This is a genomic window from Thalassotalea profundi, assembly GCF_014653195.1.
Taxonomy (GTDB): domain Bacteria; phylum Pseudomonadota; class Gammaproteobacteria; order Enterobacterales; family Alteromonadaceae; genus Thalassotalea_B; species Thalassotalea_B profundi.
On record NZ_BNAH01000006.1, the window covers coordinates 270,441 to 292,587 of the forward strand.

General features: G+C 37.2%; 16 protein-coding genes. 4 read left to right on the plus strand and 12 right to left on the minus strand.

What is annotated here, in order from left to right:
- Positions 1-37: 37 nt before the first annotated feature.
- The 10 genes from IE155_RS09685 to IE155_RS09730 form a co-directional block, all read right to left on the minus strand.
- Positions 38-1,975, minus strand: a complete 1,938-nt coding sequence (locus IE155_RS09685) for a polysaccharide biosynthesis protein (protein WP_189378044.1) — start codon at positions 1,973-1,975, stop codon at positions 38-40.
- 75 nt (positions 1,976-2,050) lie between these two features.
- Entirely contained in the window at positions 2,051-3,232 is a 1,182-nt protein-coding gene (locus IE155_RS09690) for a DegT/DnrJ/EryC1/StrS family aminotransferase (RefSeq protein WP_189378045.1), read from the minus strand.
- 18 nt (positions 3,233-3,250) lie between these two features.
- Entirely contained in the window at positions 3,251-3,916 is a 666-nt protein-coding gene (locus IE155_RS09695; RefSeq protein ID WP_189378046.1) for an acetyltransferase, read from the minus strand.
- On the minus strand, positions 3,909-4,508 hold the full coding sequence (locus IE155_RS09700) for a sugar transferase (protein WP_189378047.1): 600 nt from the start codon (positions 4,506-4,508) through the stop codon (positions 3,909-3,911). The genes IE155_RS09695 and IE155_RS09700 overlap by 8 nt, the downstream gene beginning before the upstream one ends.
- Positions 4,501-5,661, minus strand: coding sequence for a glycosyltransferase (locus IE155_RS09705; RefSeq protein WP_189378048.1), 1,161 nt, complete (start codon positions 5,659-5,661; stop codon positions 4,501-4,503). The genes IE155_RS09700 and IE155_RS09705 overlap by 8 nt, the downstream gene beginning before the upstream one ends.
- Positions 5,658-6,821: a glycosyltransferase gene (locus tag IE155_RS09710; protein ID WP_189378049.1), complete on the minus strand. Its 1,164-nt coding sequence runs from the start codon at positions 6,819-6,821 to the stop codon at positions 5,658-5,660. Before IE155_RS09710 ends, IE155_RS09705 begins: the two co-directional genes overlap by 4 nt.
- A gap of 5 nt (positions 6,822-6,826) precedes the next feature.
- Positions 6,827-8,179: an O-antigen polysaccharide polymerase Wzy gene (gene wzy, locus IE155_RS09715; RefSeq protein WP_189378050.1), complete on the minus strand. Its 1,353-nt coding sequence runs from the start codon at positions 8,177-8,179 to the stop codon at positions 6,827-6,829.
- Positions 8,163-9,260 carry a glycosyltransferase gene (locus tag IE155_RS09720; RefSeq protein WP_189378051.1) on the minus strand — a complete coding sequence of 366 codons (1,098 nt, stop codon included), beginning with the start codon at positions 9,258-9,260 and terminating at the stop codon, positions 8,163-8,165. Before IE155_RS09720 ends, wzy begins: the two co-directional genes overlap by 17 nt.
- Positions 9,257-10,546, minus strand: a complete 1,290-nt coding sequence (locus IE155_RS09725) for a lipopolysaccharide biosynthesis protein (protein ID WP_189378052.1) — start codon at positions 10,544-10,546, stop codon at positions 9,257-9,259. The genes IE155_RS09720 and IE155_RS09725 overlap by 4 nt, the downstream gene beginning before the upstream one ends.
- A gap of 132 nt (positions 10,547-10,678) precedes the next feature.
- Positions 10,679-11,545, minus strand: a complete 867-nt coding sequence (locus tag IE155_RS09730; RefSeq protein ID WP_189378053.1) for an AraC family transcriptional regulator — start codon at positions 11,543-11,545, stop codon at positions 10,679-10,681.
- Between the two features lie 240 nt (positions 11,546-11,785).
- On the opposite strand from IE155_RS09730, the gene IE155_RS09735 reads away from it, so the two are divergent.
- The 3 genes from IE155_RS09735 (at position 11,786) to IE155_RS09745 (ending at position 16,307) form a co-directional block, all read left to right on the plus strand.
- Positions 11,786-12,865, plus strand: a complete 1,080-nt coding sequence (locus tag IE155_RS09735; protein ID WP_189378054.1) for an acyltransferase family protein — start codon at positions 11,786-11,788, stop codon at positions 12,863-12,865.
- A 75-nt stretch (positions 12,866-12,940) separates the two neighbouring features.
- Complete coding sequence (locus IE155_RS09740; RefSeq protein WP_189378055.1) at positions 12,941-15,595, plus strand: beta-N-acetylhexosaminidase; 2,655 nt, start codon at positions 12,941-12,943, stop codon at positions 15,593-15,595.
- A 118-nt stretch (positions 15,596-15,713) separates the two neighbouring features.
- Positions 15,714-16,307, plus strand: coding sequence for a DUF938 domain-containing protein (locus tag IE155_RS09745; RefSeq protein ID WP_189378056.1), 594 nt, complete (start codon positions 15,714-15,716; stop codon positions 16,305-16,307).
- A 74-nt stretch (positions 16,308-16,381) separates the two neighbouring features.
- Here IE155_RS09745 and IE155_RS09750 read toward each other — a convergent pair whose 3' ends face one another.
- Complete coding sequence (locus tag IE155_RS09750; protein ID WP_189378057.1) at positions 16,382-17,086, minus strand: hypothetical protein; 705 nt, start codon at positions 17,084-17,086, stop codon at positions 16,382-16,384.
- A gap of 167 nt (positions 17,087-17,253) precedes the next feature.
- Here IE155_RS09750 and IE155_RS09755 point away from each other — a divergent pair, with 167 nt between their 5' ends.
- The gene (locus IE155_RS09755) at positions 17,254-19,071 is read left to right on the plus strand and encodes a methyl-accepting chemotaxis protein (protein ID WP_189378058.1); all 1,818 of its coding nucleotides are present in this window, start codon (positions 17,254-17,256) and stop codon (positions 19,069-19,071) included.
- Positions 19,072-19,196: 125 nt separating this feature from the next.
- Here the strand turns inward: IE155_RS09755 and IE155_RS09760 are convergent, their stop codons facing one another.
- Entirely contained in the window at positions 19,197-22,082 is a 2,886-nt protein-coding gene (locus IE155_RS09760) for a M16 family metallopeptidase (protein WP_189378059.1), read from the minus strand.
- Between the last annotated feature and the right edge of the window lie 65 nt (positions 22,083-22,147).

Here is a 22,147-nt window from a genome sequence, read left to right on the forward strand (position 1 = left end):
ATTCACTTGTTTTAAATGAAGATCTAACTGGGTGACACTACGACTTAAGCAATATTGGTTCAATAGTATCGTCTAAAAGCTCACTATTTTTAGTCGTTGCCTTTTTTTCATTATGTTGACTGTGACCTTCTGGTTGATATTCTAGCGGTGCATTTAATAAAATTTGTTTCAACTTATCTACATCTTCAGCGCGCATGGCGTCATTGAGATCATTTAGAATCACATTAACTTCAGGCCAGCTGAGTGATCTTTCATTAGCGGTAAGAATACGTTGATGATCAGTGGGTTGAGCGTGATCATCAATCAGTAGTTCTTCATAAAGTTTCTCACCTGGGCGCAAACCACTGTAGTTTATTTCAATATCGCCGTTAGGGTTTTGATCATCTTTAATGGTTAACCCCATGAGATGAGTCATTTTGATGGCTAAATCTATAATTTTTACCGGTTTGCCCATATCAAGCACGAAAACATCGCCACCTTTACCCATGGCACCTGCTTGAATAACTAACTGTGCAGCTTCTGGAATTGTCATAAAGTAACGAATAATATCAGGGTGTGTAACGGTGATAGGGCCGCCTTTTTTAATTTGTCTCTTAAACAAAGGTACGACAGAGCCTGATGAACCAAGTACATTACCAAATCGCACCATTACAAATCGGGTATTATGATCTCGAGGCGATAATGATTGTAAAACTAGTTCAGCCATACGTTTGGTGGCGCCCATAACATTAGTAGGGCGCACGGCTTTATCGGTAGAAATCAGCACAAATGTTTCCACATCACAGTAAATTGCAGCTTGAGCGATTTCATAGGTGCCTAAAATATTGTTAGCTATACCGGCAATGACATTACCTTCCACTAAAGGCACGTGTTTATAGGCAGCGGCATGATAAATAGTTTGTACTTTATGGGTATGAAAAATTGAGCTCATTAACATACCGTGTTGCACATTACCAATGAGCGGGACTAAAGGGATATCAACATTAAGCTCATTAATATAAACACTTAATTCTTGATTTATTTCATAGAGAAAAGCTTCACTCACATCAAGTAATACTAATTTAGTCGGACCTTGTTTGATTATTTGACGACAAAGTTCTTTACCAATTGAACCACCAGCACCTGATACCATGACAACTTTATCTTTTATATTGGCATGCATTAAATCGGCAACAGGGGTGACTGCTTCTCGTCCTAGGAGCTCGTCAACAGAGACTTCACGCAGCTGATCTATTTTTTGTTTACCAGAAACAATGTCTGCCATGCTGGGGATTGAAAGTAATTCGAGCGCATGAGGTTCAAAAGTGGCGATAATTTCTTTCATACGTACAGGCCCTACGTGAGAAAGTGCAATTAAGACTTTAAATTCACCGTAGCGCTTGGTCAGCTTTTCAATATTATCTGTTGAAAATACTTTAATGCCTGATAACTCTCGGCCATGATAACGGCTTTTTTCATCGATAAATGCCACGGGTTGGTAAACGCTGCCAGATGTTAGGCTATTGGCAAGTTGTTGACCTGTTTTTCCTGCACCGTAGATAATTACAGCAGTACGCTTATCAAACCATTGTTTTCCAAGTATTAATCCAAAGAGTGCGCGTGCGCCGGCAATGAAAACACTACTGATCACAAAAAATACAATGGGAACTGAAAGCGGCACAAAAGCATCGTAAAGTACTTCACTCAAGTAAAATATAAGGCTTGCTAAACCCAATAGTAAAAAGGTTTTCAGTGTTGTTCTTGCATTAAAGTAACGAATAATAGTTCGATATGTACCAAAAAAATAAAATAGCAACATAGTACTGAGGGTAACGGTGATAAAGACCGACCACTCAGCTTGAGTAAAGTTTATATTGGAAGCACCAAGTCTAATAAGGTAGGCAAGAAAAAAAGCTAATCCAAGTGAAAAAAGATCATAAGAAAGTAGGACCATCAGTTTCAACGAACGTGGAATTAAATCTATTTTTCTGATCATAGATGTGCCTTTTAGAGGTTCTGATTATTATTTTATTGTTATTATTTTGTTACAACTTTTCTATAGTATCAGTTTTTATGCGCTTGTCTGTATTTGTTTAAATAATTTACTCATAATTTTACAAACATTATCCACTTCTTTTTGGGTTAAACTCGGATGAACCAAAAACATTAAACTGGTTTCACCTAATGTTTTTGCATTTACAAGTGATTTTTTGGGTTTACAGGCTTGACCATCAAAGGCTTTTTCTAAGTAAACTTCAGAACAGCTCCCCGAAAAGCAGGGGACGCCTTGTTCATTTAAAGCGTTAATGATGTTATCACGATTCCATTTTTCAGGGAGAAGTGCGAGATCAACAAAGGCGTAACATTTGTAGTAAGCATGCTCAATATGTTCAGGCATAGTCGGTACACGAATAAAATTGAAAGCAGCACAAGTGTTGAGTATTTGCTGTGCATAACGATTACGTGTTGCAAACCATTGCGGCATTTTTTGAACTTGTATGCGACCAATAGCTGATTGCATTTCCGTAATTCGCCAGTTAGTGCCAAAAGATTCATGTAACCAACGATAGCCGGGAGGGTGTTCTTTCTCATAAACGGCAGCGTACGATTTACCATGATCTTTAAATGCCCAGGCTTTACGCCAAAGCTCTTCATTGTTGGTGGTTAACATACCACCTTCGCCACCCGTGGTCATAATTTTATCTTGGCAAAATGACCATGCACTTACATGACCAATGGATCCTACAGATCGCCCTTTATATTTGGCGCCATGTGCTTGCGCGCAATCTTCAATAACATAGAGATTATGAATGTTTGCTAAAGATATAATGTCATCCATTTCACAAGGCCAACCGGCAAGGTGAACACAGATTATTGCTTTCGTTTTATCTGTTACTACAGGAGCAATTGTTTTGGCACTGATATTTTGACTGTCTAACTCAACGTCCGCAAATACTGGAGTAGCGCCAGCATTGATAATGGTACTAATGCTGGCTATAAACGTGCGAGAAGTTACTATAACTTCATCGCCTTTTCCAATACCTAAACTATAAAGTGCCAAGTCTAATGCTAATGTACCGTTAGCCAGCGCTATGGCATATTTACAATCAGAAAATTCAGCAAATTCTTGCTCAAACTGTCGGCCTTCTTGACCGGTCCAATAGTTTACTTTGTTTGAGCGTAATACCGCGCTAACAGCGTCTATTTCTTGCTCTGAAAAGCAAGGCCATGGGGATAATTGGGTATTTAGCACGTTTTACTCCTAATTTAGTTAATGTTTATCTGTTGGGGATATCCGTTTAGCAGGAATACCAAGATAAAGTGAATCTTTGTCTGTATTACTGATGACAACAGCCCCTGCTCCTACTTGAGTATTTGGGGCAATTGTTAAACATTCTATCACTGTGGAGTTTATTCCTAACCAAGATAATTTTCCTACAGTAATACCACCGGCTAGTGCACAATTTGGTGAAATATGCGTAAATTCACCAATATTGCAGTCATGTTCTATGGTTGAAGCCGTATTAATAATGCATCCATCATTAATTGTTGCGCCAATGTTGATTGTTGCATTAGCGCACACTACGACCCCAAGACCAATATGGGCATGTGGACTGACAGTTGCTTGGGGATGAATAATGGTCACTATATTAGCGTTAGCAGCATGTAATTGACTTTGCACTTTTTCACGGAGTTTATTGTTGCCAAAAGCTACGATAAAATGAGCCTCGTCGAGATATTGTGTAAATTCTTTTACTGTACCTACAATACTCCACAACGCATTATCTTTACGCTCTGGATAGCAATCGTCTAAAAAACGGATCTCTTGATATTGTCCTGTCGCTAGTGCACAGTCTGCGACTACACGACCATGACCACCTGCGCCAATGATAATGAGTCTATTAATAGTAGGTTTTTCAGTATTGGGTTTAGTCATGGCTTGAGCCTGTAAATTTTGACATAGTTGCTTCGCCTTCGGCATTAATATCAGCTTGTGCAAATACCTTTTTAACCGTTAGCAATAATATTTTAATATCTAACCAAAAACTTTGATTTTCAACATACCACACATCAAGGGAAAATTTTTCTTCCCAGCTAATGGCATTACGCCCGTTCACTTGTGCCCAGCCAGTGATTCCTGGCTTAACGTTGTGGCGCTTTGCTTGTTCGGCAGAATATAAAGGTAAATATTCAACTAGCAAAGGGCGAGGCCCAACTAAACTCATATGGCCTACTAATACATTCCATAAGCCGGGCAGTTCGTCGATACTTGTTTTCCTAATAAATTTACCAAACGATGTTAGCCGCTCACTATCGGGGAGTAGCTCTCCGTTCTTATCTGTTTGGTCTATCATTGAACGAAATTTTATCATGTTAAAAATACGATTCTTTTCACCGGGTCTTGCTTGCGTGTAAAGTACGGGACGACAGCCGGTAATAAATAGAATAACGGCCGTTATCAACATCAAAGGTAAAAAGATAATAATTAAAACAGTAGCACTCACTATATCCAATAATCGTTTAATCATCTTTCATGCCTAATTCACCATCATTAATGAGTTTGGTGTAATAATAAAATACATCTTTTGCGTTATTTCTCACATCAAACATCTCTTGGGCAAGTTCTCTGCCTTGTTTAGCGAGCTGATTTCTGTTTTCTTCATCGGCTAACGCTGAAATTAATGTATGCGCTAATTGTTCAGGGTCTTTCGCAGGTGTTAACCAACCAGTGACATTGGGTTTAACTAAATCAGGAAATCCGCCCACATTACTTGAAATGGTTGGACATTGACAAAACAATGATTCAACTGCGCCACCAACATTTTCTGAATGAGAAGGGTGCACTGCAAGCGTAAAATCACCATAAAGTTGTTGAATGTCTCGGCGTAATCCTAAAAAGTAATACTTACCATATTGCTTATTATTGGCATATTGAATAACGTCATCCATATATTGTTGACATCCAGCCCATGGACCACCAACAAAAACGCCAACAATATTGTTATGTGTTTGAGAGATTATATCGATGGCATCAATTAAATCTTCATGACCTTTTAGTCCTCGCTTTTGACCTAAGTGTTTTTTAGGCGCATAAAAATAAGCAACATTACCAATAATTTGTGTATTTGGGGGAAGCCCAAGTTCTTGATGTAAATTTGCACTTAGTCCCGTTGTAAAGTCTTCAATGTCTACTCCATAATATACTAAGCCAATACGCTTTTTTTCGATTCCAAAATTTTGATAAGCTTGTGCTGTCCACACACAAGAAGCTAACCAAAAGTCTGCTTTTCCAGCAGTAAGCAATTCTACATTTCTAAAAAGCTTATGTTCTAAATGTAAAGGACCTGGCACATGAAAAATTCGTTTTATTGGGTGGTTTTTACCAAGCGCTAGTCTCATCGTCAGCGTTGTGGCGACAAAGTGACTATGAATAACTTCAGGTTCAATATTCTTTACCAGTCGACGAAACTCTTTGAAAAGACGTATGTTTTTCCATGGGTTTTTTACATGAATCGCTGTTTGTAGAATATGTGTATGAACACCTACTTCATTATAAGCTGTTACTAATGGTCCATCAGGTAGTGCAACATGTACTTCAACGCCTAGTTTGACTAATTCTCGTAATTGCCTTAATGCCCAAGTTGCGCCGGTTGAGGTTTTAAGTAAATGTAATACTTTCATGAATTAAGTTCTTTTAGTTTGCCATAAAAATCAGATCTTCTTTTTGCTAACACGTCTTCCTGATAATCAATTGAAGTGGCTAAGTTTATTGTTGATTGTGCTGACAATAGTTTGGTGTTGTTACATAATTTATCTAATGCGCTATACAATGCATCAATATCATTAATAGGTACACAAAAATCTGGCGCTAACAATTCCGGAATGCCTCCAGCATTACTGCCTATACAAGGTAAGGCTTGCGCCATTGCTTCGATCATCGCCCTTGGTAAGCCTTCAGTCCGTGACGGTAGCACAAATAATTCAGACTGTTGTAAGTGCTCGAGCACTTGTTGATGATTGATTTCACCAGTAAAGGTGATGTTTTTTTTGATAGTTAATTCATTAGCCAATTGCATCAGCATGTTTTGATGAATGCCGGTGCCAATAATAGTTAAGTGATATTTTGTATCGTTATTCACTAACTTCGCAAATGCTTTAAGCAGTATATCTGGGGCTTTATAAAGTTGATTAAGAGAGCCAATAAAAACTAATCGACGAGCCGGTTGATTGTATTGGCGTGCTTCTGAGCTAAAAGACTTCTTATTTAGTTGAAGTGACGAGTAATGGCTGGTGATGGTATTTTTACCCGCAGGGTATTTCTGTTGTAAATAGCTTTTAGTGACATAGCTAACACCAGCAGCATTTTTGCATTGTTGTTTTAGTGAGCGTGTACTTAAAAATTTTAAAACACCCCCAAGTATTTTTCCGCCGACACCGGAAGAGAACACATCTTCAGGATCACCGACTACTTCTAAGGCATATTTTTTTCCACTAGGTAGTAGTTTAGTCAGAATATTGGCTGATTGTGAAGGTACTCTGAATAATAATACCCCCTCTAGTTTCGTTGCTTGATGTAATCGATAAATAAGTTTTGGCAATGTTCTAATTAACCCAAATAACCCTAAATATTCGGGCAAATTGAAAAAAGCCACTGACTGTCCACTGGATAAAACCCATTCAGGTTGAGCTAAAGCTACTTGCTTAACGCGGGCAATCACTACAACATTGTCAAAACAGCTCAAATACCGTAGCCAAAAGTTATAATTAAATGAAGATGTGGTCCAGACTTGGCCGTCAGGCGTTTGAGAAAAATGAAATTCACAACTAACGAGTATATTCATAATATTTAAGTATCCACTTTAACTTTAGCGAGCTGTAAGATAATAAAAGCGAGTACGACCCCAATAAATATCTGTACGGGAATAAACGCAAAGCTATTTCTGATCATGACAAATAACGGGATAATGGCAACACCAATGAGAATATCTGAGCGAATCGTCGAGGGTATTCGATCCAATTTGGCAAAAAGACTCCCAAGAATAATGGAAATTAAAATAATACCTTTCTCACCGAAGTTGGCGTAAGCTTCAGCGACAGGTGAAAAGCCTATAGGCCCCGCTTTTTCCATCACAACTACATTTAACAGTCGTTTATCTTGCAATGAGGGTAATCGTTCTATGGGTAAAAATAGTGCAAGTTGTCTTTCGATTGGTGCCCAATAGCTCTCACCATTTAATAATTCGAAACCAGACTTTCGCCATTTAATGACTTCTTGTATTGCCCTTAAGCTACTGCCCATCTCTGCAATAGCGTTGAGTGGGTTGATATTATCTACGGAAGAATAATCACCTGAAATTCTAGCGTTTTTTACAATAATTGTGGCGAATAGCATAAGGCTTACCACAATAAATAATTTATGTGTTTTTAAGGGAATTCTCCTTCTGCCAAGAATAGCTGCTATTACCGCTGTCGGGAACATAACTTCCCCTCGTAAACCAACTTTAAAGGCAAATAAGCCCCAAATAGCAAACACGATAAAATAGGTATAACCAAAACCTTCACGGTAAGATGCAGCTACAAAGACAATGGCCATACCAATAAATAAATAAATATAGACAAAAAGTAATGTAATTAGCGGAGAGCTTTTTACAATAGCGAGGTAAGCACCATAAGAGCTTAAAGCGCCTGTTGCAAAACCGATTGCGAAAAAAATTAACACCATAAAAATTAACATCAAACCGCCAATATGGTGTAAGCGTTTTATTAATTTAATATGTATGGCTCCTTTTGACTGTAATGGTACTTTTGACAGTATGATGGCTGTGATCGCATAAAGTATCATAGTGTAGTTGAAGAGATATATTGCTAAGTTAGTCTCCTGAAGGTAATACCAATAACGTATTGCTTTTAAAATTGCTTGGTCGGTGATCATCCCTATGGCCGATACAAAAATTAAACCGCCATGAAAGATACTAAAGGTAAAAAAGAAGAAAAAGCTAATCGACCAAATCCCTTTCGGTATCGCGTACATTAAAATAGTACTAATAACTAACCAGTTAAATAAAGTGATTAGTTCTAAGGTGTCTCGTGATATTTGTACAATATTAAAGTGGATCGGAATTAATAAAAATCCGATAAGCGCTAATACAATAACGTATAAAAGTTTGTGGAAGGGATTGATGCTATTGATAGACAGCATATAAGGATTCGACACATAACGCTAAATTAAAAGGACTTTGAATAAACGCAGTTTGTGCTGCTATTTTTTCTTCTGTTGTTTGTTCAAATGCAATTGTTAATGCACTACTCCATTGAGTTATTGCTGAATTTAAGGAAACCTGCTGAATACAGGGTAAATAATGAGCTATTTCAGTTACACCGGCTAATTCACTTGAAACAACGGGTAAGCCTAAAGATGCTGCTTCAATCACAGCTCCAGGTAAGCCTTCCCATAATGACGGGAATAGCATCACATCGGCATTAGAGATAAACGGATAAACATCAGATTGCTCAGTGGCAAAGTAAACGTACTTAGTTAGCTTTACCTCGTTGATACGTTTAAGTAATCTTTGTTTAACGCTTGCGTTTTCTTTTCCTATAAAGACTAAGTAGCAAGGGGATTCTTTAAAGGTATTAATAAATACTTCAAGTGTAAATTCATGGTTTTTTGGGGGATCCATTCTGGCAATGTTGATAATTACCGGTAACTTTTCAGTAAGTTGGAATTGATGCCAATAGTCAGGGTCCTTTGGTAAAGGTTGCTGTCTATTCAATCCATTATAAATTACGCGACATCGGGTATCATTTTGCCATTCTTTACTCCAAAACGCGTCTAGAGCGGCGTTACAAACCCCAATAATATTTGTAGCAAACCAATCAATCAGCTTTTTAAAACACTGATTTCGTATTCTTTTTACTAAGGTCATTTGAGCTGAGACTTGAGTACTACGGTAATGTGCGATTCTCTGTTTTACGCCAGCAAGCTTAGCAATAAATAAAATAACGCCTGATACATCTGCAACATGGCTATGCACACTATCGAAGTGATGTTTTTTTAAGAGTAAATAAAAACGTATTGGGAATAATAAACCTAGCCGACAATAATGCACTTTGCTTTTTTGTGTGGTTATTTCCTGATCGAGCACGCCTTGTTGCCCTGTTAAGGCACAAAATTCTAAATGTATACCTTTATTTGCTAAAGGCAATAATGTGTCAAGGGTTCTAAGTTCTGCACCGCCCCTATTCATAATACCGAAGATATGCAGTACTTTTTTTGTCATATCGCCATACCGTCAGTTGTTTTGTTATGAGAGGTAATAGTTTTCCATTTTTTGATAAAAATAAAGCTCATTACTAATAACTCAATAAAACATGCGAAAACCATCGCAATACTTGCGCCCAACGTGCCGTAGTCAGGTACCAAAAGCAAACACATTATGGTAAGCCCTATAGTACCAGCGCCATAAACTAAAGTTTGTTGATTAAAACATTGGAGAACATTAAGCCCTGCGCCTAAAAAAATATAACTATAGCGAATTAAGCTAGCAAAAATAATCAATTGTAGTTCAGTCGTTAATTGCGCTATCGATTCGTTATAAATTAGTGTAAGCAACCAAGTGCCCATTGTTGTAGCAATAACAAGTCCCAAAATGCCAATGAGTACACCAACTAACATCAGCTTTTGTAAGGTTTTAATAAAACGTTGAGATTCACCCTGATTAAATTGCATAGAAAGAGAGGGAGTTGCCGCTTGCGATAAGCTATTTATTAGAATACCGCCAGCAACTAAGAAATAACTAATTGCAGCAAATTGCCCGACAGCTTTTGTTCCTTGATAAGTCTCTAAAACATAATTTGGAATATAGACAAACATAGCACCAAAGGCGATAGATAGGCCAATGGGCCAATAGGCTTTATATAAAGATAAAGACGTTTTAATTGATTGGTAAGAAAATAAGACTTTCTTCAATATAAATCGTCGGTGTTCTTTTACTTTAATTGTGCGAGCGACAATGACTATATCAACGAATGAAAATAACACAGTTACAGCAGCCCATGCCAAGAACGTAAGGGTAATATTATGAGTTAACATGGCAGATGTTAACAAAGCGATAATAGCCAAAGCACTTCTTAATGTTTGCGAGAGGGCGGCTCGACTAAAAGCCTGTTGCTTATGCAAATAGCTATAGCATAGCTCTGAAATACCATCAAAAACTTTGAAGATGATGACACTGATAACAATAACCCGTGGCACTTCAGGTAAAAGTAATGGGGTAAGGTAAGCTAATAATGCAAGAATAAAGATTTGCGCCAATATACGTGTATTTATGTATTGCTCGAAGGAATGTTTGTTATGAAAATCAGTGACAATTAATGAGCGTAACTTAAAGCTAAACAGTAAAAAAATTGGTGAAATAATTGATAGGGTAAGAACAAGTGAGCCTAAAATAAGATCATCGAACTGCTTGACTATAATTATCAATAGTAGCCATTGACTGGCAGCATGAGCCAAGTTAGCTATAGTGGTTAAGCTTGTATGGCGTAACGTTTTTAAGTTATTACTCATAACGCCTATCGTTATTTTTTTAGTTTTTATTATAGAAATAGTTTTATCACAAATAACGACTAGTTAACATTATTAAGCAAGATATAATTGTGTAGCGTTTGGTTCGTTAAAATCCAATAAGTTTTATATAGTTTAATTTTTTATGTTTTTATAATGTTGACGGAAATGACTTGGTTTCATGGCTTTCAGCTTTAAAAAGCGTCGATTAAAATTTGAAATATTATTAAATCCACAAAGATCACTAATCGTCGATATGGGCATATGGGTATTAATGAGTAACGAACAGGCTTTGCTGATCCGTAACTGATTTACCACCTCTATAAATGTTTGTTCTGTTCTCTGTTTAAAAAAACGATGGAAGTGATTGGTACTCATATGTACCAATTTGGCAACATCTTCCGCTTTAATCGCGTCAGTATAACGTTGATAGATATATTGAATAATTTTATCGAGCTTATCTGAAGCATTATCAGAAGTTAATGCAATGGTATAATTTTCGCTCGATAAGGTATTTTTATTTGGGTCATCTACCATTAATTGCAGAATTTCCATAAGGCTAATAAATCGTTGAGACGCATTTTGTTTATGCATTTTTTTGAAATGTGATGCTACTTTTTTCGCGGTGAAATCACTAAATTTTATCCCACGCTTTGACATGACGAGTAAGGCTTTAATGTTGTCTAACTCAGGCATGCCTACGACTAAGTTTTCAATCCAATTTGCAGGGATTTGAGCTACATAAACTTGTTGGAGTTGACCATTTAACTCAGCAGCAGAACTCCATGTGTGTGGTAAATGCGGGCCCAATAAAGCAAGGTCTAACTCTCCATAATCCTCAATACTGTCGCCTACATAGCGCTGCCCGTTACTTCCTAACGTTAATGCTATTTCATATTCTGGATGGTAATGCCAATTAAATTCAATTTCGTTGTCTTGATAACACCAAAATCGCCAGGACGAATTTTCATTAGGTAATATTTTTTCAAACATTAATTTCATATTAAAGACAGCGTTGTCAATTTATGATAGTAAAGTACCATAATTGCTTAGAATAGTGTAACTAAAGTGGAGTGTTTAGCCGCAGAATGAATCTACATTTTTCTGGAGAGTTGTTTTTATCTTGTAGGCAAAGTCATATAGAACGAAATACAAACATTCCTTGGAAAATAATTAAAAATCTAGATAGAACATTGGCTTATTTTAGTTTAATGAATATTATTGAGGTTATCGGAGCTTATTTTGAACAGATACATTGCATTAGACGCCTTTCGAGGCTTAACAATTGCGCTTATGATTTTAGTTAATACCCCAGGGTCATGGTCGCATGTGTATTCTCCCTTTTTACATGCCGATTGGAATGGACTTACACCAACAGATTTAGTGTTCCCTTTCTTTCTTTTTATTGTTGGCTCTGCGATGTTTTTTGCTTTTAAAAAGAGTGAATTTACATTATCGGCAGAGCAAAGTGTCAAAATAATTAAGCGTGGGATTATTATCTTTTTAATTGGCGTTTTTCTTAATGCTTTCCCTTTTTTAGCGTCATTCGAAAATTTACGGATAATGGGGGTATTACAACGTATTGCCCTTTGCTATGTTGCTGCGGCGTTTCTTGTACTTATATTCAGTCGTTTGGGCTTGTTTATTGTGAGCATACTCCTACTGGTTAGTTACCCTTTTATATTATCCATAGCGGGTGCAGAAGCTGCCTATTCTTTAGATGGCAATATAGTACGTACAATTGATATTGCGCTTTGGGGGGAAAGTCACCTTTATCAAGGAAAAGGGCTAGCATTTGATCCTGAAGGCTTAATAAGCTCGCTTCCAGCCGTAGTGAGTGTGATTTTTGGCTTCGAAGTGACACGAATGGTGAGCCAAAGTCAGAGCAAAAATAAAGCCATAATTCATTTAGTCAAAATTGCTTTTGTTTCTATTGTTGCCGCATTAATTTGGCAATTTTGGCACCCTATTAATAAATCATTGTGGACGAGCTCTTATGTACTTGTTAGTTCAGGTTTGGCTTGTTTAGTACTGGCAGTTTTTATTTATATTATTGATATAAAAAATATTGAAAAACCGATTGTTCCTTTGCTCATTTATGGCACGAACCCACTTTTTATCTATGTACTTTCTTGGCTTTGGGTGGTCAGTTATGTATTCGTGCCAACGGCAGACGGTAGCTTACATCAATGGTTATTTATGAGGTTAGCGGATTTCATGCCTGAAAAATTAGCCTCTTTGGTGTTTGGCTTAAGTCATGTGGTGTTATTTGGTTGGATATCGAAATGGCTTTATGATCGTAAAATATTTATAAAAATTTAACGATGAAAGCCAAAGCCATAGAGTGCTATAAAAGTTAGAGAAATAAATAACAGTAATAATATTGGAGGGGGTTCTTTGAAAAATTTTAAGTGTTTAATGCCAAGTTTTATGGTGTGTGCTCTAGGAGCATGTTCGCCAGTTAAAGACGTCAAGAAAGAGGTTGTTACCGCTCCACTGTCGAACATTACGCAATCGCAATTAGATGTGTTAGCGCAAGAGTTAAACATTGAATACCAACCCTTAAGTAATGTGGAAACTAATTGCCCTGACAAAGCAGGTAAAGTCGTTAAGCATTGCTATAGTGCGACCATTGAAATTACTTCTCCCATCAATGTCTTAGTGAACGAATGGCAGATTAATTATTCGCAAGTTTATCCTGCTTATGCTGCTGAATCTGAGCAATTATCATTGGTGCACCTAAATGGTGATATTCATCAAATATCCCCTAAAGCAAACTTTAGTGGCTTTAAAGCTAATCAAGCGTTAACTGTGCAATTATGGATTGCGAGTACTGTGATCACTGAATCGGAATTGATGCCAAATTATTGGTTGAGCGCGGATCAATTAACGCCTGCTGTAATAGAAAGTACTAAAACAAGGTTAGATGCAGAAACTCAGCTTGAAATTCAGCCCTATATCAATTGGCAAACACCTATTGAAAAACGTATAAAGTCGGCACCAAGTGATATAAATGCTTACGCTTCAGCACAATGGTTATATGATCATAACGCTGACACTGACCTTACCTCTGAACATATCCCTTTTGCGATTATTCCTACGCCTAAATCAATCAAGGTAAGTGATGAAAGTAAGCGTTTAGTATTAGAAAGTGGGATTGATGTGTCTTTAACCAGCATTAACATTACAGAAATTGATGCGGCATTGGACCGATTGGCAAAGTTAGGTGTTACTCAACAAAAGCAAGGTAAGCAGTTTTCGGTGAGCGTTGATAATGCATTAGTATCTGAGGCTGAAAGCTATCTACTGACTATTAATGATCAAGGTATCACTATTATTGCAGCAGATAATGCCGGCGCATTTTATGGCGTGCAAAGTGTTGCAGGTTTATTAACGTTATCAACGCTATCTGTACCTTATGTGGAAATAAAAGATCAACCCCATTACAAATATCGAGGACAACATTTAGATGTTGGCCGAAACTTTCATGATAAAGCTATGGTATTGCGTTTAATTGAGCAAATGGCGGCCTATAAATTAAATAAATTACACATGCATTTAGCTGAAGATGAAGGCTGGCGTATCGAGTTACCAAGTTTACCTGAATTAACGGAAATTGGTGGTAAACGTTGTATGTCATTAACAGATAAGCATTGTTTACAACCACAACTCGGTGGAGCAGGGGCAAGTGAACGCGATGGTTACTACAGTACTGAAGACTATATTGAAATATTAACCTATGCAAAACGTCATCATATTCAAGTGATCCCATCGCTTGATATGCCTGGGCATTCTCGTGCAGCTGTTAAAGCGATGGAAGCAAGATATCAACGTTTCATTGAACAAGAAAATGAAGTAGAAGCTACACGGTATTTATTGTCAGATTTTAACGATACAACAAAGTATAGATCTATTCAAAACTACAATGACAATACGCTTAATGTTTGTATGGAGTCAACCTATAGCTTTGTTGACCGAGTGCTAGACGATTTGATCTCATTACATCAACAAGCAGAACATCCGTTACAGCTTTACCATATTGGCGCAGATGAAACAGCAGGTGCATGGTTAGAATCACCTCAATGCCAAGCGTTAATCAACGATAAAAGTAATGAAGTACATGATGCGAAGCATTTAGGTGCACACTTCATTGAACGTGTTGCTAACATGATTGTAGCGAAAGGTATTGCTGTAGGGGGCTGGAATGATGGTTTAGGTGAAACTAACGTGAAACAAATGCCTGAAGATGTTTATTCTTATATTTGGGGAACATTGCCAGGTGGCGCGCATCAACAAGTAAGCGAACAAGCTCGTCGTGGTTGGAAGGTTGTATTATCAATTCCGGATGTTTTTTATTTTGATTTCCCTTATGAAGTCGACCCGAAAGAGCGTGGTTATAACTGGGCGTCAAGAAGAGTAGATACACGTAATATCTTTAATTTTATGCCAGATAATTTACCTATTAACGCCGAATTTAGACTTGATACCTTAGGAAAAACCTATGCGATTGATGATACCGTACAAAAAAATGATGAAGGTGACATAACCCATCAACCAATGCCTAACAACTATCATGTGGCTGGCATTCAAGGGCAGCTTTGGAGTGAGACGGTACGTAGTGAACAGCAAGCGGAATATATGATATTCCCTCGGTTGTTAGCGTTTGCCGAAAAAGCGTGGCACTCACCTAATTGGCACGTGCCTTATAATTATAAGGGCGCTCGTTATGATAAAGACAGTCATGTATTTACTAAAGAATTGCAAACGGTACGTGATCAACAATGGCAATTATTTAGTAATACCATCGCTCAAAAAGAACTTATTAAGCTTGATGCGTTAAATGTGTTTTATCGCGTACCAACTATTGGCGCTAAAGTCATTGATGGCAAGTTACACCTTAATAGCTCTCTAAGCGGCTTACCATTAGAATATCAAACGGAAGATGGCACTTGGCATGGTTATCTACAACCTGTTGCGGTGAGTTTACCGGTAAATGTACGAGCAAGAAGTGCAGATGGTAAACGCGCAGGTCGCAGTCTAACTGTTAATTAATATTGTTATTGATAAACATGTATTATGCCCTAGGCATTTAAGTGAATTTTAAGTAGGCTATGCTTTTTGAGTGCCTACTTAAATTATCATTCGCTTTCATTTCTACAATGGCCATTACATGTTAAATTTTTCAGAATCTTGTGAACGTAATAAACACCCTATTTTAGCCCAATTAATTACCTTGTTGTCTGACTGTCGTTCGGTATTAGAAATTGGTAGTCACTCTGGTCAACATGCTTTTCATTTTGCTCAACACCTTCCTCAATTAAATTGGCAATTATCTGATAGAGCACTTGGAATAGAGGCTTTAAGTCATAATCAAAACCAAGCTGATCTTAGCAATGTATTAGCACCGATAACGTTAGACGTAGCTAATCCTACAGATTGGCCACAACAGAAGTATACGGCAATATATTCAGCGAATACTTTACATATAATGTCAGTTGATCATGTAAAAGCATTCTTTAACAACCTCCCCAAGGTTTGCCAATCAAATACAATTTTAGTGATTTACGGGCCGTTTAATTATCAAGGTAAATATAGCAGCGATAGCAATGAGACGTTTGAACAATGGTTAAAGAATAGAGATCCGCTTAGTGGAATTCGTGATTTTGAATGGGTAAATGAATTAGCAACAGCGGCAGGATTTTTATTTGAGGCCGATATTGATATGCCCGCTAACAACCAGTTGTTGGTTTGGCGAATGAGTTAAGTGCTTGATCCTTATTTATAATATAGTGAACAAGAAGAACCCTCTTGTAGTAGATCTTATTTTATCTTGAATTTTTAAGTGCAGTCGATTGTTACAAAAAACTTACCGACACCATTTGAATAACGAAATGAAGAACAAGATTTTTCGCCACCTAGTAACCTAGAGGAAGATTTATCTAATTCAAGCAAGCCTGAGCTATTGTTATGATTGATGATTAACATGCACCTTAGATCTCTACAGGTTAAAAAATCAATTGAGATATTAGGGGTTTTTTCGGAAATTATATTTCTGATCTTATCTTCGTTTTCTAAGCTGTAATTTCCATATATATCCTCAGATTGATTCATTTCATCTACTTCATAATAAAATTTATTTTCAACCGCTATGAACGCTTCTGGAGTAAATGTGTTTAAATCAGTCAATGTAATCACAGGGAGTCCGTTTTCGTTTACTTCTACTTCCGCCCAATAACTCTGATAATAAAAATCGGCTTTCTTTTCTGTGTATTTCTCTAGTATTTTCGTTTGTGTATCTTCATCGACATAGTAAGTGGGGTTGATTTTTAATACAGGTTGTCTTTCGCTTTTATCAACAGTGTTTAAACTCTCGGTTTTTATGTTATATAGCCTATGCTCGTGAGATTTTCCTTTGCTGGTTTCGCTCGGTTGTTCAGTATTTACTATAGCTATTTCTGGAGAGTTATCACCAGCAGTTCTAGTTAAGAACATTCCAAGAATTGAGCTCGAAATAATTAATATGAGTAAGTATCTTTTTTTCATTATTTACAAAAAGTTAGTTAATTAATTTCTAATGAAATTGGATTTTTAACGCTCTAGTGATAAAGTGATTTTACCTTTTAAATCATCATGAAAGCGAGTTGTTTGTGCTTCAACGTAAGTTTGCTCATAAAATTATTGTTATCAGTGCTGTTTTGTTAATTTAAGCTTTGTCAGTTTCCACAACCATCAATTACATCTCTTTAAAAAATGACACCCAAGCAAATCTTAATCGAGCCATTGATGAAATTGGCTATTCAGTCTCAAGTAATATTGCCAATTGGTTAAGCGGTAAGCTTCGTATCGTCGAATCGATTGCGCAAAGTACCTCAGAAAACCCTGAAAAGAGAACGGTACTTAAAACGGTGCAACAAGCAGTAAAGTCAGGGGCTTTTAAAAACGCTTATGTGGGGGTTGAAAGTAGTGGTGAGTTCATTTTAGATGACGATTCACTTGTGCTTCCCGAGGGGTTTGATGCCAGACAGCGTCCATGGTATACCCAAGTTAAACAAACCAGAAAGTCGTCATTCACTGAGCCTTATATCGATGTAACGATAGATAAATTAGTTATATCCCCAGTTTCGCCTGTGATGCCTAATGGTGAATTTGTAGGGGTTGCCGGTGGTGATATCTTTCTTGATGACATTATTGAAATACTGAATCAAATAGACTTTCTTGATTTAGGCTACGCTTATTTAGTCATCTCGAAAGGAAAAATATTAAGTCACCCAAACAATGAAATGGTTAATAAAAATGTCGAAGACTTATTGGGCAGTCGACCAGCGTTCACTCCGAAATTGAATGAATTAGATGATAAGAATATCGTGTCATTTGTGCCTATTAAAGGTATAGAATCGGTAGATTGGTATATTGGCGTGGTACTTGATAAAGAAAAAGCTTATCAATCACTTGTAAATGCGCGAAGTTCGGCAATTATTGTTGGTTTAACGAGTTTAGTTATAACTGTAGCACTATTACATTTCTTATTTAGCCATTTAATGAAACCTATCTATCGACTAAATGCGGCGATTAAAGATATTTCTGAAGGGGATGGTGATCTAACACAGCGTTTATCTGTTGATACGCAAGACGAAATTGGCCAGTTGTCGTTAAATTTTAATGGCTTTATTGAAACTATTCATCGTTCAATGCAACAAGTAAATACTTCAACAACTGCCCTTAATGAACATATTGCGTTGGTTCGACAAAGTGCCCATCATGGTATTTCTATGGCTGAACAACAATTAAGTCGTGGCGTTAATGTGTCTAGTGCTATTACTGAATTAAATAGTTCATCTAGTGAAATTTCGACTAACGCCGCTACCGCATCAGAGTTAACCCGAGCGATGCAAGAACAATCCGAAGCAGGAATGACTGCGCTTAACGATAATATCAAGTCTATTGAACATTTATCGCTTATTATGGCGAACTCAAGTGGTGATATTGAACAACTCAATGAAGAAACTAAAAATATCGCCAGTATCTTGGATGTCATTAAAGGGGTGAGCACGCAAACAAATTTACTCGCGTTAAATGCCGCCATTGAAGCTGCTAGAGCAGGCGAAGCGGGACGAGGCTTTTCAGTAGTAGCCGATGAAGTCAGAAATTTAGCACAACGTACTCAAGATGCCGCAACAGAAATAGAAAATATGATTGAAAAACTACAGCAAGGCACCGTATCTGTGGTTAGTTCGATGGAAACGAGTCAAAAAAATAGTAGTGATAGTGTTGATAAAGCTAATATTGCGGATGAAAAAATGCACTCAATTGTTCGAGCGTTAGCACAAGTTGATAATGAAAATCATGCTGTTGCAGAGGCTACCAAACAACAAAGTGATGTAATGACTACTATCGATGAAGATATCACCCAATTAATGGATTTAAACCAACGGGGTGTAGAGAACCTGCAACAAACAGATCAAGCTTGTGATAGTTTGCAAAGTGAATTTAGTCGCTTAAATAGTTTGCTTGGTAAGTTCAAGGTATAGCGAGTAAGTACTCGACGTTAGCCATATTTTTGAGGATAAAAGAGAGTGTTTTTATTAATGCCGTTCACCTAAGTGAACGGCATTAATTTGAGTTACTGTTAATAATTTATAAGAGTATTAAGATTTTATTTTTTCGGGTTCAATAAAACTGGAACGCCTAATCCTAAGTCTTTTAATCGATTAAGCTGGGTTTTAGCGTCGCCTACAACGAGATAAATCATTTTATCGGGCTGAATGTATTTATTCGCTAATGCTTTAATATCAGCTAAGGTAAGTGTTTCAATTGCTGTTGCTCGTTGTTGAACATAGTCGGCAGGTAAACCATATTCACTCATGTTTTTTAATACCTCAAGCTTGGCTCCCAGTGTTTCAAAACGTCGGGCATTGCTCTTCAAAAAGTAGCCTTTTGTTACGGCTAAATCTTGCTCATTAAACCCTAACTCATAGTTTTTCATGATATCTCGAACGAGTGCTACAGCCTCAAGGGTAATGTTTGCTCTTACGCCGCTATTAATCATAAAGCTGCCGTCGAGTTTGCTACCAGAAAAACTAGATCTTATCCCGTATGTATAACCTTTAGATTCTCTCAATTCTTGAGTCAATTGTGAGGCAAAACTGCCGCCACCTAAACGATAATTCATCACTTGTGCAGGGTAAAAGTCAGTATCTGTTGCTTTTAATGCGGGGTTACCGATAGTAATCATCGACTGTTTTGCATTAGGCACATCATAAAAGTAAACCTGTGCTTTCTGAGGCATACTTGGCGTGGTTAACTGTGGTAATTCAAGTGACTTATTTGGCCAGTTACTCGCTAAGCTTTTAATTGAGTCATTCACTGCTTGTTGAGTAATATCACCTACCACATGAAATTTAGTAAGATTAGGTGATAAAGCGTTTTGATAATAAGTTTTTAAGTCAGCAATATTAATCTCATTGATTGATTTTTCTGTACCGAAGTGACTATTAGCCAATAAGTGATCTTGGCCATAGAGCAGTTTTTGAAATTCCAGAGCCGCAATGGAATTTGGGTTAGCTGCCATTTGTTTAATGGCATTAATCGTTGCTTCTTTGGCTAAGTCAAATTCAACTTGGTCCCAACGAGGTTCCAGTAAGATCTCTTTAACTAACGTAATAGTTTGCGAATAATTTTTCGCTAATGTGGTGCCGTTAATTGAAATACTGTCCTTACTACCACTGACATTAATTTGCGCCCCGAGTTTTTTAATGGCATTTTCGAGTTCAGCGCGAGACTTATTTTTAGTCCCTCGATTCATCAACTCGGCAGTTAAACGTGCTACGCCAATTTTATTGGGTTTATCAAATAACATACCTCCCGCTATTTCAATATTAAAACTGACTAACGGTACTTCACTGTTTTCTATGCCGTAAAGTGTTAATCCGTTAGTTAATTTGTTTTGCCATACTTTTGGGGGATTAATCACAAGTGGTGAATCATCGTAAGGCGGTTCGATACTACGATCAAAACTGGAGGGTGTTTTCTCATAACTAGCTTGTTGAGAAGCATCGAATTTATCTTCAGCACCTATCACTATTTTCTCTTCAACAACATCAGCTTGAATGGAGTTTGTAAGTGCTAACTGTGCGTTGTCTTTAGGTACAAAGCTTGTTGCAACAAAAGGCTGATTCTTTATATATTTATTATAAACACGCCAAACATCGTCACTACTTACCGATAGAATGTTATTTACATCTTGATTAATAAAACCTGGTTCACCTGTATATATATTATATTGTGCTAGTTGAAAGCCTTTACCTAAAGCACTTGAAAGACCTTGATAAAATTGTGTTTCTTGTTCTGCTTTTATGCGTTCAAGATCGTCTTCTGAAAACTTCTCTTGCTCAAACAAGGCAAATGCTTGGTTTATTGCGGTATAAACACTATTTAAATCAATACCTTCAAATGCTGTAACTCGAATTGACGTTTGACCTGCCAGTTCAGAGTCGTATGCTCCCATTCTAACGCTACTAGTTAGCTTCAATTGGTCTACTAATATTTTGTTCATTACCGCACTTTTACCATCGCTCAATAATTCTCTAAGTACTTCAAGGGGGTAACTGTCTGGATGATAAAGTGGTACAGTTGGCCAAGTAACGGTAAGTTGAGCTGATTTTGCATAGTTGTCTTCAAAGTAAAGGCGTTTACTTTCTTTAAGGTTCGCTGCTTGTTGTTTATTTCTTTTTATCGACTCGCCTTTAGGTATTTCATCAAAGTATTTATGAATCCATTGTGTCGCTTGGTTTTTATCAAAATCACCTGAGACGACTAAGGTAACATTATTTGGTACGTACCAGCGATTAAAAAAGTCTTTCACATCTTGTAACGTTGCATTTTGTAGATCTTCTAGAGATCCAATAACTTGCCAGCTATAAGGGTGACCTTCGGGATATAAATTTTTATCAATTACATATTGTGTATGGCCATAAGGTCTGTTGTCATTGCTTTGTCGCTTTTCGTTTTTAACCACTTGTTTTTCTTTCGCAAGCACGGGTTCTGTAACGGTATTAATAAAATAACCGAGCTTGTCTGCTTCTGCCCAAATCATTTTTTCAAGTGCATTTTTAGGGACGGTTTGGAAGTAATTGGTTCTGTCACGACTTGTTGAACCGTTAGCCCCAGAGCCTCCAATACGCGCACTCATTTTGTCTAAGCCACCTTTGCCTAAATTTTCTGATTCAAGAAAAAGCAGATGCTCGAATAAATGAGCAAATCCTGTTCTCCCAGGTAATTCACGTGCTGAACCAACATGAGCGGTAAGAGCAACAGCAACAACAGGGTCTGAGCGATCAATATGGAAAATTACTTGAAGGCCATTCTCTAGGGTAAATTTTTCGTATTCAATATTTAAATCGGCGCTACTGTGAGGCGTTGCTTGTTTGTCTGATTGCGTTTTTTCGGTTTGTGTTGTGTTTTTTATCGATGTATCAGTACAGCTGATTAATAACGCACTCGTGCAGAGCGCTGTATATGCGATGAGTTTACTTGCTTTCATTATTATTATGTCCTTTAAATGCTGCGTAGAAGCATAGCTATTCTCACAGTGTGAATGATTTTTAA